Below are 12,912 nucleotides of genomic sequence, written 5' to 3' on the forward strand. Positions count from 1 at the left end.
ATTTAGCGAACCTCTCTTACGGCGGTAACGGTGGCAAGCTCAGCAACAACCGCATCAATACTTGTAACGTCCCCGACGAGTTCGAGGGTTAGGTTTCCGTAGCTTTTACCTTGTAGGGTTTCCATGCCACCTTGTACAAAGTTAAATTGCACCCCACGTGCGCTAAGGTTAGAAAGAATTTTACCGATACCGTAGTTTCCTTCTGTCACCTCGATGTTAATGAGGTATCCACGGTGTTGTCGGCACAGTTTCTTAGCGTAATTGCCACGTGGAGTTTGTTTAACGGTGGTGGCGACAAAGCGTCGAGCAACTTCTGTGCGAGGGTTTGAGAAAACGTCATAGACGTTACCGAGTTCTACCACTGCACCTTTTTCCATGACAGCAACACGGTCGGCGATGGTCGAAACAACGTCCATCTCATGTGTGATGACAACGACGGTAATTCCGAGTTCTTCATTAACTTTTTTGAGGAGAGCAAGTACTTCGTGAGTGGTCTCCGGATCTAGTGCAGATGTTGATTCGTCTGCTAATAAGAGAGAGGGCGATGTTGCGAGCGCACGCGCAATACCTACACGCTGTTTTTGTCCTCCGGAAAGCTGGTCAGGGTAGTTTTTCGCTTTGTCGCTGAGTCCCACAAATTCCAGCATTTGTTCGACTCGTTCACGGCGTTTTGCTTTATCCCATCCAGCAATTTTGAGGGGAAATTCGACGTTTGCTGCAACTGTTCGGGAGTTCATCAAATTAAATTGTTGGAAAATCATGCCGATGTTATGTCGAGCAACACGAATCTCAGATTCTTTTTTTCCAGAGATGGTGAATCCGTCAACGCTGAGGCTTCCAGAAGTGACGGTTTCTAATCCGTTGATTAGTCGGACGAGAGTTGATTTTCCGGCGCCAGAGTATCCGATGATGGCGAAGATTTCTCCACGCATAATCTCTAGTGAAACGTTGTTGACGGCGGTGACGGTGTTCTTTCCGACGGTAAATTGTTTGGTGACGCCGTCGAGAACAACCATGGGTGTGGGGTTCTCCTGCTGTGCTGCGGTACTCATACTGATGCTTTCGGGATGTTGTTCGTCTCTAGCTATGCTCTATACAAGGCAAAGCGGTAACTGATATTGCAATCTTTGGTAGGTCCTTAAGACTGCCATAAAAATCAGCTACCGCTTTACTTATGTGAGGAAGATTAGCTTTGACGTTTCTCGTCTTCTGCTTTCTTGAGTGCTTCACGAAGGTCTTTGACGTCGGTGTTTACTTCTACAGCAGTTCCTTCAGTGTCTTCTTGGACGACTGCCTGAACTTCTGGGGTGTGGAAAAGCTTGACGATTTCCTTATATTTTTCGTTGTCAGCGTTATCGGCTTTGGCAACAAATAGGTTGACGTAAGGCTTCGCGGAGTCATCGGCTGGGTCGTCTTGAGCTAAAGCGTCTTTGGGGTTGAGCTTTGCGTCGCGGATGAAGTCATTGTTGATTACTGATGCGTCAACAGATTCTAGAGAAAGTACTGTTTGTGCAGCGTCAACAGGAGTAATTTTAACCTTTGACTGTGCGGTGTCGACATTGTCAACGGAAGGGTTTTTCACGTCATCGGAGGTGAAGGTGACGAGGTTATTTTTCTTGAGAAGAAGTAGCGCTCGCGCTTCGTTGACGGTGTCATTGGGGATGGCGATTTCTGCGCCCTGAGGGATGTCGGCTACAGAAGTGTGTTTCTTGGAGAACAGTGCCATGGGGTAAATAACGGTGGGACCGACAATTTGGAGGTTGTCGTTTGCTTCGACGTTGTAGTTTGAGAGGTATGCGATGTGTTGGAACCAGTTGAGGTCGATATCGCCGTTATGTAGTGCGGGGTTGGGCTGAGTGTAGTCGGTGAACTCTTTGTATTCGATGTCGATGCCTTTATCGGCAGCTACTTCTTTGAGTTTTTCGTTGACGGGGTCTGCCCCGACAACTCCGATGGTGATTTTGTTGTCTTCTGCTGGGGTTTGAGTGGAACCGCATGCAGAGAGCCCGAAAGCTAGCGGTAGGAGAGCCAAAGTGGCAACAAATTTCTTCACGGCTATGAATCTTTCTGTTGTTGTGTGCTTGTTGTGCAACCACTTTTTGAGCAGAACCTTCTGGTAGCTCTACCGCTAATCAAGTGGTGTCCTCCTGTGTTTGGTAAGGAGGTAGTTATCATTCAAACATGATGGAGCGATGAGTGCGAACTCGTTACGTTACGAGGTCGTTTTTCATAGTTTTAACGAAAAGAAGCGCAATAATGTCACAAAACGTAATATTACTGTTCTCCGTATTTCTCTTCTAATTTCTTCCGCACTTCACGACGCAGGGTCTTACCCAACATGGAACGCGGTAAATCATCAACCTCAAAGATTTTGCGGGGCACTTTATACCGAGTAACAAGACCGTAGCAATGTTCACGCAGCTCATTTTCATCTATCGCGCAGCCCTCTACCGGCACTACTGCGGCGACAACCATCTCGCCGCCACCAGGCTGAGGCAGACCCACCACAGCAGCATCTTGAACCGAATCATGTTGACGTAAAGCGACCTCAACTTCAGTGGGTGAAACGTTGAAACCTCCCGTAATGATGACTTCTTTAATGCGGTCTACCACGTATAGGTAATAGTCTTCATCAAAAGTCACGATATCTCCGGTGCGTAACCACCCATCCGGAGTAATTGCTTTCATCGTTGCTTCTTCACGCTTCCAATACCCGCGAAAACGTTGTGGGCCTCTAACCCATAGTTCGCCTTCGTCCCCAAGGGCAACATCCTCTAAGGTTTCAGGATTCACTACCCGAATATCTACCCCAGGAAACGGCACACCAATAGATCCGGCTCGCCGAGTATCGTTGAGGGCGTTACAGGTCACCAGAGGAGCACACTCAGTGAGCCCGTACCCTTCAATAAGGTACCCGCCAGATTGTTCTTCCCATTCAGCAACAAGTTCTTTCGGTAAGTTCATCGCACCAGAGACGGCATACCGAATTCCCTTGAGGGAGAAATTTTGTTCCTTTGCACGGTCTAGTAAACGACGATAAACCGGAGGAACAGCAGGAAGAATCGTTGGCATAACTTTCTTCATTGCTTTGAGAATCAAGTCGATATCGACTGTTGGAAAAATCACGAGACGAGCTTGACAGACCACTGCAATCGTCAGCCCAAGTGTCATCCCGTAGGCGTGGAATAGGGGAAGTACCGAATAGATGACTTCATCATCCCCTGGCTGAATCCACTCTTCTCCCATACGCGCATTTGCTTCGCAGTTACGGTGCGTAAGCATTACGCCTTTGGGCTGTCCAGTAGTGCCTGAGGTGTAGAGCAACAGCGCTAAGTCATGAGCGGTTGGTCGATGATGTGAAGGGTCAATCGGAGAGTTTTTAAGGAGCGTTTTCCACGGCGTTGTTCCGCGAGCAGGTGCTGTAAGTTTTGCGCGGGAGGAACGAGCAGTCTTGAGCGGAAGTTTAAGAGCCGCACGCATATGCAAAGGCATGGCCTCTAACATGTTCACTGAATAGATACGTTGGGGGCGTACGTCAGCTGGCAAATTAGTCACGTTTGTTGCTGCTTTATCCCACACGATTGCGACTTTTGCTCGGTGGTCTTCGAACATATGACGGAGTTCAGCAGAGGTGTATAACGGGTTATGTTCTACTACCACAGCACCCAAACGCATCACCGCATAGAAAGCAACAATATGCTGAGGGCAGTTCGGAAGAATGAGAGCAACTCTATCCCCCTGATTCACGCCCGCCAGACGAAGCCCCTCAGCTACACAACGAATTTGTTCACCTAGTTCTGCATACGTTGTTGTGGCTCCAAAAAATTGTAAAGCAACCTTTTGAGGGACTTCACGCACTGCTTTTTCCATTAGATGACTTAGCGAAGTATCAGGAAGGTCCAAGTCATAAGAAACACCAGCACAATAGTTCTTGTACCAGGGACGATGAGCTAACGGAAAATCATTCTGAGCAGTGTTATTAGCTTTTTGCATACCTATGATTGTGCCACGAAAACCACTATGCGGGCATAACTCTCTCAGGGGAACATCCTTGAAGAGAGATACTTCATCTTTCTCTCCTGGGACAGTCTTTATACCATTTATGGCTATTCACTGACATACTTAGCTATATGGCTAAAAAACTTCCACCTATTACCGAAGAAGAGTTCAGTGAACTGATTCGTCATATCACAAAAAGAATGTTGATTGGTGGGGCTATTGCGATTCTGATTGGGGTTGCCATCATTGCAATAACCGCATTCTTTAACAGCTGATACAGCTTAGGTTTGAATAGCACACCCGTTGTCCACAAAGTCCAAGGCGCTGAAGATGAATAGAAATCATAGTTCGCAGAATCGTCCTGCCGGTCAAGACCCTTATCCGGCTGATGATGACGCCACTCGTATCATTCCCTCCTATGATGCTGGGTTCTACGACGATACCCCTACAGAGGTACTCTCTCATGAGGATGCGCCAACGCGCCCTTTTAATACTCGTAGCACGCAAAAGGGTTCCTCCTATGATTTTGACGCCCCCACTCAGGTGATAGGCGGAGCATCGAACTACCATCAACAAGGACACGGACACTATATGGAGGAACCTCCAACGGCTCCATTCAATCAGTATTCGGCTTCGGCTCCTCCGCAGAGGAACTCTTCGCAGCCTTCAGGTTCTCAGCCTCAAACAAGTCATGCTATTCACCCGAAGACTGGTATGCCGGTGCGCCTGATGCAGATGCAGTTATTACCGTGTTTCTTGGGTTGGATTGTTGGCTACACCCTTTTTGGTTTTCTTCTAAACTTCTATGACCTTGCAATATCGTTATTAGGGGATCGTTTCGGTTTAACATCCTCTTACGGTTCAGAACATACAAGCGCAATTCAGGCAATGTTAACAGCGTCTGAAAGCACTATGAGCAACATACAGTTATGGGTGGTAAGCACCGCATTGCTCTATGGTATTGCTTTTTCTTTTGCCGGTTATACGGCAACTCGTCTGACACGAGTTAGCCCGTTTAAACAGTCTTTGGGCATTATGCTTTGGCACGGTCTTTTCGTCGTCATCACGGTTATTTTCTCTTTTATTCCTGTGATCGCTCAGCCGTTCCATATCCCCTCGCTCACGCTATTATTTGCAGAGAATTTCCCGTATGGGTTCTTGCTATTTGCGGGGTCGGCTATCTGCATTTTTACGGGTTCGTTGTTGGGCTCTTTCTTTGGGCTAAGGTACGGCAAGCAGGTCGTTCAGGAGCAAGAACGTAACATAAGAGATTAAAATTTTTATTAGGCTTGCGAAGTATAAAATTTAGCACGTCTTATTAACTAAAGTTGTAAGATGTTACTACATCTAGCTGAACCTAGTTTTGGTTCACAAGAGCATAAAATAATTCATATATTTTAATGATCATTGAGGTGAACTGAACCCATATCCCACGCAGCGCGTGAATTGGCAGGAAACCAGAGTATCTAACGGGGAAAAAATGACTCTTACACGAGTAGCAATTGTCGATGACCATGAAGTCGTGCGCGAAGGTATGCGTGCAGTAGCAGAAAAAGCAGAAGCAGTTGAGCTTGTAGCAGCTTCCCCTACCGTCAATGACTTATTAGTAGCTTTAGGGCGCAACCCCCGTAACCCCAGCACTGCAGACCTTGGAAAAATTAAACGAGACTGCGATGTTGTACTTTTAGACCTGTCGCTCCAAGACCGTTCCCGTCCTAGCGAAAACGTGGAATTATTACGTCAAGCCGGAGTCAAAGTCCTCATTTTCTCCATCGGTGAGAACCCCGCACTGATTCGTGAAGCATTGAAGTCTGGCGCACTTGGCCTTGTCCGTAAATCTGAGCCTTTAGAACATGCACTAGCTGAGGCAAAAAATATTGCTGATGGTAAAGCTGTTGTCACTAAAGAACTCGCCGCAGCTATCGACGGAGACCACGAGTTCTCACGAGCAAATCTTTCTCCTCGAGAGCAAGAAACTTTGCGTCTATACGCTTCAGGATTCGCACAAGTACAGGTAGCACGCCGTATGGGTATCAAACAGTCTGCGGTTAAAACTAATATCGATCGCATTCGTGAAAAATACGCGCGCGTAGGCCGTCCTGCCCCCACGAAGATTGACCTCAGAATTCGTGCTATTGAAGATGGACTGGTCGACACCATGGAAGATATTAGCAGCGCAGAACGTTACTTCTAATCAGGTAAGTACCGCAAAACATAACTGCTATACTGTTCTCTGCATTAGTAGAGATCGTAGCCCCCACTATAGGAAATAGGTTGAATAGACTCAGAACTGGAGCTACAAAAGACCTGTCACGCTCCTTGCAACAGGGTTTTTCGCTCCGGACCTTATTCTCTGGGGAATCCCGACAGCACCGCACAGCCAATGACCTGGCGACGACCTATACTTTTGAGGTATTTTTTGCGCCCCTAGCAGTAGCTCTACTAGTACAAGGTCTTGCAATACCTAGTCACCATGTCATTGATTTTGCCCTCTGGCATATTATTTTCGCCTTATGTGTATTACTGCATTCTGCCAGTCTGATTTATCTGGGAATGCGCAAAGATGATTCGCCGAAGGTGGCTCTCTTACCCCCGTTGTTCATTGCCTACGCCGCATATCTGACCTGGCCGCTAGCAGTAACCCCTGAAACGAGCACTGCTCTCATGCCGTGGTGCCGTTTTCTTGGTCTTTACGGTCTCATCACACCCATCTGTCTAGGAAATTTCCGAACCGTTATTTATAACGTTATAGGACTTTCAGCAGCTCTTTTTGGCGGACTGATTTTTGCGTCTTATCGAGCGACATCAGAAATTCAATTAGATGAGGCTCTTGGACGAACAGTAACGTTTACGATAGCGGCGCTTATCCTCGGTACGATGTTCGCATATATCAAAGATTTTGCACGACGAACGGACTCCGTATATTCTGATGCACTCTCATCAAAACTTCAGCTTAACCGTTCAAAAGACCAGTCAAAAGACCTTCAAGAATTCGATAAGCTCGTCCACGATAATGTGATGGCAGCTCTCCTCGATGCCAGCCGTATGGCTGGACCGGTAGCAGATAGAACACGCACGCTTGCTCAACGAGCCATTAGTGTTCTTGAAGAAGAAGCCTATAAAGCTGAACCAAAGAGTTTTATCACCTTCCAAGAGCTCACCGAACAAATTGCCACAGGTGTATATCCTTGGAACACTCGTTTACGTTTCGTACCGGAAAAACGACAAACCTTCCCACGCGCTAATCCTAACAGCACCATACCAAACGACACTGCACGCGCTTTTACTCATGCCGTCACGGAGGCCGTCTCTAATAGTGCGCGACATTCTGGGACTCGAACGACCTTCATTAGTATTCGTACAGAACTGCGTAGACCGAAAAATTCCACGAAACGTGTCGATGAAGAGAAATCTTATATTTACTGCACCGTTAGCGATAAGGGGCAGGGCTTTGACCTTAAGAATCTTGATATTCGTCGCCTTGGTGTGCGCGTATCAATGATTCGTTCTATGGAAGAGGCTGGAGGGAGTGCAACTATTGAGTCAGCACATCATAGGGGCACGACCGTCACCATTCAATGGCCGAGTGATGACCATGCATAATACTCGTCAAATGTTCAATAAAAAATACCACAATATTACAAACGTTAAAAAGTATTATAATGCGCCGGCCTTCCGCGTCAGCTCACTAGCAATTTTTGTGCTTCTCTCTCTGGGATACCTTACATGGCATATATCATTAGCCGCTATCCCGCTCGGCAATGATGTAACCCTCATTGCATGCATTGTGTTGAACATGATTTTATTATTGTTCCCCACACAAAAAAGCATAAAACTCCCGCTCATTCTTTTACCAATCATCATGTTCGTTTCGATGCTTATTACGCAGTTAGCACTGAGCGACTTACCACATAACCTACGGCCTTTCTGGCTACTCTGGCCCGTTTCTGTCACCCTGATTACTTGCATTATTCTGGTGCTCCGGGAGCGCACCTATACTGCTGTTGCCATCTATATTATTTCGGCTTTATTAGTCGCTAAATGGCATCAAAATCTTTTTACCTCAACGCTCACCATTTTGGCAGAGTTCATCATTCCTGCATTTTTGATTAGAGCGGCATATATTTTCCGACAACAAATCGCTTCTATTGACAGCGTCCTCCGCCAAACAATACGACTCATTAAGCGTTTGCAATCTAATAACGCACAAGAACAAGATATTAGTAATATTGCCGCTCAACGAGTTCAAGAAGTACGAGCTTTGACCGAAGGCATGTTACACCGTATCGCATATAACGATGCTCCGATTACAGCTGAAGAAATTGATGACTTTCGTTTTACCGAGGCACAGCTGAGAGACACTATTCGTGGTCGATATATTGCGAATCGTTCCATTCTCGACGCTGCCCTTAAAGCTCGACGCAGAGGCGTCAAAGTGGATATTCTTGACGAGCGCGGTTGCTCACTCCCAGAAGCTGTTGAAAGCTCTCTGACTGAATGCGCACTTGATTTATTAGGCCGCGCAACAGGCGGAACTATCACGATTCGCGCTTTTCCAGCCAGCGACAAAGTTGCTGTCATGGTCGTTCATGATGGCAATGACGAAGATGACGAAAGCCCTTCAGCTATCGAGATTATGCAAGGAACTGGAGAAGTTATACAGTTCTAACAAGGCTGTTTCTCTCCTCTTCCCAAATAGCATATTTCCGAAGCCCCCATCGCCCATATGATGAATAACATACGATATCTTCTCGTAACGTGGAGTAAACGGCGCGAAAACAATACTTTGTAGGCTTATTTGCACTATAAAGTAAACAAGTTTAGGGACATACATTTTCAATACTTTTTGGAATAATTATTTTTATGTTGAGAGAAGTGGCAACCTCATCGGGAGGTACCAACATCTAAAAGTTCTCTGGGAATGTTGGGGGACGGACCCAGAAAATATTCAACATACAAGGTGTAACACCAGGTTCTTATCAACGAAGATTGAAGAATCTTTTTGACCGTTGAGAAAGTTCTTGGGGGAGAACATCTCAACAACTCATATAAGAACACTTGTCATTCTGGGTAGTTCGCACTCATCATGAGTACCGCAGAGAATCCAGAATATAAGGCTGGTAATACACCGCCTTGACGTAAGGCCCGCAGGTTCTCGTACCTGCGGGCCTTACGTTGAGAAGAAACTCTCCCTAAATATTAAAAATATCAACCTCTGACTATTCCAAGAGCAAAGCTGGCTCTTCCAAGATGGCAGCAACATCCGCCATAAAACGAGCAGATAAATCACCATCAACCACACGATGATCAAAAGACCCGCCAAGAGTCGTCACCCAACGAGGAATCACCTCACCATCAACCACCCACGGCTTTTGCTTAATCGTGCCAAAAGCAATAATGGCAACTTCTCCCGGATTAATAATCGGAGTTCCCGTATCAATACCCAAAGCACCAATATTCGTAATGGTCATCGTCCCCTGAGCCATCTCACTCGGCTGTGTTTTACCTTCACGTGCACGAACCGTTAACTCATGGAGTGCTACAGCAAGTTCCTTCAACGAAAGCTCTTGAGCATCCTTAATATTAGGAACCATCAAACCCCGCGGAGTCGCTGCAGCAATACCCAAATTCATAAAATGCTTAATAAGGATCTCTTGATCAGTCCATGTCGCATTCACTTGAGGATTTCGAGCAGCTGCCCAAATAACAGCCTTTGCCAAAATCAACAAAGGCGTCACCTTAACCCCCGCAAACTGCTCTGAAGTTTTAAGACGTTTCACAAACTCCATGGTGCGAGTAGCATCCACATCCACAAAAATAGAAACATGCGGAGACGTAAAGGCAGACTTCACCATAGCCTTAGCAGTAGCTTTACGAACACCACGTACTTTAATCCGTTCAATACGGTCGCCACCAGAGCCCTGCGGTATCCAAAAAGACTCAGGGAAAACTTGCTCCGTTGTCGAATCTTTTTCACGCAGATGAGCCACATAATTTAATAAATCATTCTTAGTCACCTGACCATGATTTCCAGTAGGAACAACATCCGCAAGGTTAACCCCCATATCCTGTGCAGCTTTACGCACCGGAGGTTTCGCCAACATCTGCGGACGAGGAATAGAACCCACCGGCTGGTTAGCAACCGGTTCCTTCTCTACAACAGGAAGACGTTTAAGCCCTTCTTCCCACAAAGCACTCGCTTTTTCTGTCAAGGCGCTCAACGACGCCCTCGAAAAACGTCGTTCGTGAGAATCTTCCTGAACCGAATCATCAGATACTTGAGGCTGAGCAGATAACGCAGGCTGATGCTTCACCCCATCTGCTACACGGCGTTTACGGGCACGACGCTTGATAGGGTCAGCTTTAGGCCCCGAACCAACCAAAGTACCCTGGACTGAACTGCCCTGAGCGTTATTGTCTTCAGCAGCTTCGTGAGAGTTCTGCCCCGTAGACTCAGAATCCTTTTCGGAAGACGAGATAGTAGCCAACGCAGCACCAACCTCAAGAGTTTGCCCCTCCTGAGCGTGCAACTCCTGAACCACACCCGCATAAGGGGATGAAAGTTCCACCACCGATTTAGCAGTCTCTACTTCAACCAGCACATCATTAATCGCAACAGTATCACCGCAGGAGACTTTCCACAGAAGAATCTCTGCTTCAGTGAGGCCCTCTCCCACATCGGGAAGTCTAAATACCTGAGACATCGTTTGTGTCCTTTCGTCTGAGGGAGATGGTTCTAATACAAGAACGAACGGTCAATAGCATCAAGAATGCGGTCAATACCGGGTAAAAATTCTTCTTCAGCTCTTGGTACCGGATAAGGCATATGAAAACCACCTACACGTAATACAGGAGCTTCTAGAGAGTAGAAGCACTGTTCTGTTACAGCAGCACTTAGCTCTGAAGATAATGACACAAAGGTACTCGCTTCTTGAACAATCACAGCACGCCCCGTCTTGTTCACAGAACCTGCAACCGTATCAACATCCAGCGGAGAGATAGAACGCAGGTCAATCACTTCAATATCGTGTCCATCGTCTAAAGCCGCTTCAGCTGCAGCTAAAGCAACCGGAACAAGAGCACCGTACGTGACCAAAGTCAGGTCTGTACCTTCTCGAAGTATCGCTGCATGGAACGGGTCATAATCATCTGCAGAAAAGTCGACATCCCCCTTGAGCCAGTAACGACGTTTAGGCTCCATAAAGATTACGGGGTCGGGGTGTTGGATACTCTTTCGAAGCATCCAATACGCATCATGTGAAGATGACGGAGCCACAACACGCAACCCCGGCGTATGAGCAAAATAAGCTTCTGGCGACTCTGAATGATGTTCAATAGCGCCCACTGCCCCACCATAAGGCAAACGAATGGTTACAGGAGCACTCAACTGACCAGTAGAGCGAGTACGGATCTTAGCAAGCTGAGTTGTTATCTGGTTAAACGCAGGAAAAACAAAACCATCGAATTGAATCTCTGGCACAGGGCGTAACCCGCTCATGGCCATACCAATAGAAGTACCGATAATTCCAGATTCTCCCAAGGGTGTATCTAATACCCGTTGTGGCCCAAAATCTTGGTAAAGACCATCCGTTACACGGAATACTCCCCCAAGCTTTCCCACATCTTCACCTAAAACAATCACCTCTTCACAAGCTGACATCTCATCAGATAAGGCACGAGTAATCGCTTTAGATAACGCTAAATTTTCGTAAGTCATGTGTTTAGTCCTCGTCCTCAAAACCTTCGACATATTCACGGTAGAATGCTCTATCTGCTTCTGTTTGTGCATGCGGTTGTGCATAGACGTTATCGAAGTTTTTCTCAAAATCTTCTGGCTCAGAATTGAGTGTGTAGTCTCGTACTCGTTGAGCTATCGTCGACGCTTCCTGCTGTACCTGTTCAAAAAAGGAATCTGCTACCGCATAGTAGTTTCGTAAATGCTTTTCTAAACGGATGAGAGGGTCTAGAGCTAAATATTCTTGGAGTTCTTGTTCTTCACGATATTTCGTAGGGTCATCAGCTGTTGTATGTGCACCTAAACGGTAGGTCTCTGCCTCAATCAAGACGGGGCCTTCTCCTGCCCGAATTTTTTCGAGAGCATAGCGGGTTGCTGCGACGACAGCTAAAACATCGTTGCCGTCTACTCGTAGCCCTTCGAAACCGTACCCTTGTGCTCTCGTTGCGATGGGCACACGCGACTGTGTTGTAAAAGGAACAGAAATAGCCCAACGGTTATTTTGCACGAAGAATAATACGGGAGCGTCGTAAGAGGCTGCGAAAACCATTGATTCATGAACGTCACCTTCGGTAGAGGAACCATCCCCGAAATAGACGGCAACTGCCGGTTGGGAAGAATCGCTCTGCAGTGAAGACAGACGTTTCAGGCCCATTGCGTAGCCAACAGCTTGAGGTACTTGAGCTGCAAGCACAACAGTATAGGGGTGAAAACGGTGCTTTTTGATATCCCACCCGCAGGTTCCAGAACCACGAAAAAACGGCATTAAATGTTCGAGAGGAATACCTCGAGAGAAAGCTAACGCATGCTCTCGATATGAAGGAACCACATAATCTTCGGATGATAGAGCAAACCCTGAGGCAACTTGAGCTGCTTCTTGTCCTCGGCTAGGAACCCATAGTGATAGTTGGCCTTGGCGTTGTAACGCGGTTGCTTCATCGTCGAAGCGACGAACAATCACCATTTGACGATAGAACTCTTGAAGTTCTTCTACCCCAATGTCTTTGACGTATTCACTGAACACTTCGTGTGAGGTTAGTTGAGCTGAAGCATCCATCAATTGGATCAACGGTGGAATATTGCTCGTACTGTGGTGACGTTCTACCATCGTTCCGCCTTCGTACAGATTAGTGGGTGTTACCTCCTTATACACTATTCCTCTTTGGTGGGAATACTCT

The 12,912-nt window shown here is 46.8% G+C and carries 11 protein-coding genes; 5 read left to right on the forward strand and 6 right to left on the reverse strand.

What is annotated here, in order from left to right:
• Positions 1 to 2: 2 nt before the first annotated feature.
• The 3 genes from ACN08X_RS01945 to ACN08X_RS01955 all read right to left on the reverse strand — a co-directional run bounded on the left by ACN08X_RS01945 (position 3) and on the right by ACN08X_RS01955 (position 3,993).
• Positions 3 to 1,052, reverse strand: a complete 1,050-nt coding sequence (locus ACN08X_RS01945; RefSeq protein ID WP_419107739.1) for a methionine ABC transporter ATP-binding protein — start codon at positions 1,050 to 1,052, stop codon at positions 3 to 5.
• 134 nt (positions 1,053 to 1,186) lie between these two features.
• Positions 1,187 to 2,053 (reverse strand): MetQ/NlpA family ABC transporter substrate-binding protein, encoded by an 867-nt coding sequence (locus ACN08X_RS01950; protein WP_419101041.1) that lies wholly within the window; start codon positions 2,051 to 2,053, stop codon positions 1,187 to 1,189.
• Between the two features lie 221 nt (positions 2,054 to 2,274).
• Entirely contained in the window at positions 2,275 to 3,993 is a 1,719-nt protein-coding gene (locus ACN08X_RS01955) for a long-chain-fatty-acid--CoA ligase (protein WP_419101042.1), read from the reverse strand.
• A gap of 137 nt (positions 3,994 to 4,130) precedes the next feature.
• Here ACN08X_RS01955 and ACN08X_RS01960 point away from each other — a divergent pair, with 137 nt between their 5' ends.
• From ACN08X_RS01960 to ACN08X_RS01980, 5 genes are all read left to right on the forward strand, one after another.
• Positions 4,131 to 4,274: a hypothetical protein gene (locus ACN08X_RS01960; protein WP_419101043.1), complete on the forward strand. Its 144-nt coding sequence runs from the start codon at positions 4,131 to 4,133 to the stop codon at positions 4,272 to 4,274.
• A 55-nt stretch (positions 4,275 to 4,329) separates the two neighbouring features.
• Positions 4,330 to 5,274 (forward strand): hypothetical protein, encoded by a 945-nt coding sequence (locus tag ACN08X_RS01965; RefSeq protein ID WP_419107740.1) that lies wholly within the window; start codon positions 4,330 to 4,332, stop codon positions 5,272 to 5,274.
• A gap of 205 nt (positions 5,275 to 5,479) precedes the next feature.
• Positions 5,480 to 6,193 carry a LuxR C-terminal-related transcriptional regulator gene (locus tag ACN08X_RS01970; RefSeq protein WP_419101045.1) on the forward strand — a complete coding sequence of 238 codons (714 nt, stop codon included), beginning with the start codon at positions 5,480 to 5,482 and terminating at the stop codon, positions 6,191 to 6,193.
• Positions 6,194 to 6,273: 80 nt separating this feature from the next.
• The gene (locus tag ACN08X_RS01975; RefSeq protein WP_419101046.1) at positions 6,274 to 7,602 is read left to right on the forward strand and encodes an ATP-binding protein; all 1,329 of its coding nucleotides are present in this window, start codon (positions 6,274 to 6,276) and stop codon (positions 7,600 to 7,602) included.
• The gene (locus ACN08X_RS01980) at positions 7,595 to 8,668 is read left to right on the forward strand and encodes a hypothetical protein (RefSeq protein WP_419107741.1); all 1,074 of its coding nucleotides are present in this window, start codon (positions 7,595 to 7,597) and stop codon (positions 8,666 to 8,668) included. The genes ACN08X_RS01975 and ACN08X_RS01980 overlap by 8 nt, the downstream gene beginning before the upstream one ends.
• Positions 8,669 to 9,218: 550 nt before the next feature.
• On the opposite strand, the gene ACN08X_RS01985 is transcribed toward ACN08X_RS01980, so the two are convergent.
• The 3 genes from ACN08X_RS01985 to ACN08X_RS01995 are packed head-to-tail and all read right to left on the reverse strand — an operon-like array spanning position 9,219 to position 12,842.
• Complete coding sequence (locus ACN08X_RS01985; protein ID WP_419107742.1) at positions 9,219 to 10,703, reverse strand: dihydrolipoamide acetyltransferase family protein; 1,485 nt, start codon at positions 10,701 to 10,703, stop codon at positions 9,219 to 9,221.
• Positions 10,704 to 10,735: 32 nt separating this feature from the next.
• A complete protein-coding gene (locus ACN08X_RS01990) occupies positions 10,736 to 11,716 on the reverse strand; it encodes an alpha-ketoacid dehydrogenase subunit beta (protein ID WP_419101049.1) in 981 nt (326 codons plus the stop codon).
• Positions 11,717 to 11,720: 4 nt separating this feature from the next.
• Positions 11,721 to 12,842, reverse strand: a complete 1,122-nt coding sequence (locus ACN08X_RS01995) for a thiamine pyrophosphate-dependent enzyme (RefSeq protein WP_419101299.1) — start codon at positions 12,840 to 12,842, stop codon at positions 11,721 to 11,723.
• Between the last annotated feature and the right edge of the window lie 70 nt (positions 12,843 to 12,912).

The sequence above is a fragment of the Rothia sp. P6271 genome, from assembly GCF_048512995.1.
GTDB lineage: Bacteria > Actinomycetota > Actinomycetes > Actinomycetales > Micrococcaceae > Rothia.

Excerpts from the sequence above, each read along its gene's own strand:
- ACN08X_RS01945 (WP_419107739.1), bottom strand. The coding sequence starts at position 1,052 with ATGAGTACCGCAGCACAGCAGGAGAACCCCACACCCATGGTTGTTCTC.
- ACN08X_RS01955 (WP_419101042.1), bottom strand. The coding sequence starts at position 3,993 with ATGCAAAAAGCTAATAACACTGCTCAGAATGATTTTCCGTTAGCTCAT.
- ACN08X_RS01960 (WP_419101043.1), top strand. The coding sequence starts at position 4,131 with ATGGCTAAAAAACTTCCACCTATTACCGAAGAAGAGTTCAGTGAACTG.
- ACN08X_RS01965 (WP_419107740.1), top strand. The coding sequence starts at position 4,330 with ATGAATAGAAATCATAGTTCGCAGAATCGTCCTGCCGGTCAAGACCCT.
- ACN08X_RS01970 (WP_419101045.1), top strand. The coding sequence starts at position 5,480 with ATGACTCTTACACGAGTAGCAATTGTCGATGACCATGAAGTCGTGCGC.
- ACN08X_RS01980 (WP_419107741.1), top strand. The coding sequence starts at position 7,595 with ATGCATAATACTCGTCAAATGTTCAATAAAAAATACCACAATATTACA.
- ACN08X_RS01985 (WP_419107742.1), bottom strand. The coding sequence starts at position 10,703 with ATGTCTCAGGTATTTAGACTTCCCGATGTGGGAGAGGGCCTCACTGAA.
- ACN08X_RS01990 (WP_419101049.1), bottom strand. The coding sequence starts at position 11,716 with ATGACTTACGAAAATTTAGCGTTATCTAAAGCGATTACTCGTGCCTTA.
- ACN08X_RS01995 (WP_419101299.1), bottom strand. The coding sequence starts at position 12,842 with ATGGTAGAACGTCACCACAGTACGAGCAATATTCCACCGTTGATCCAA.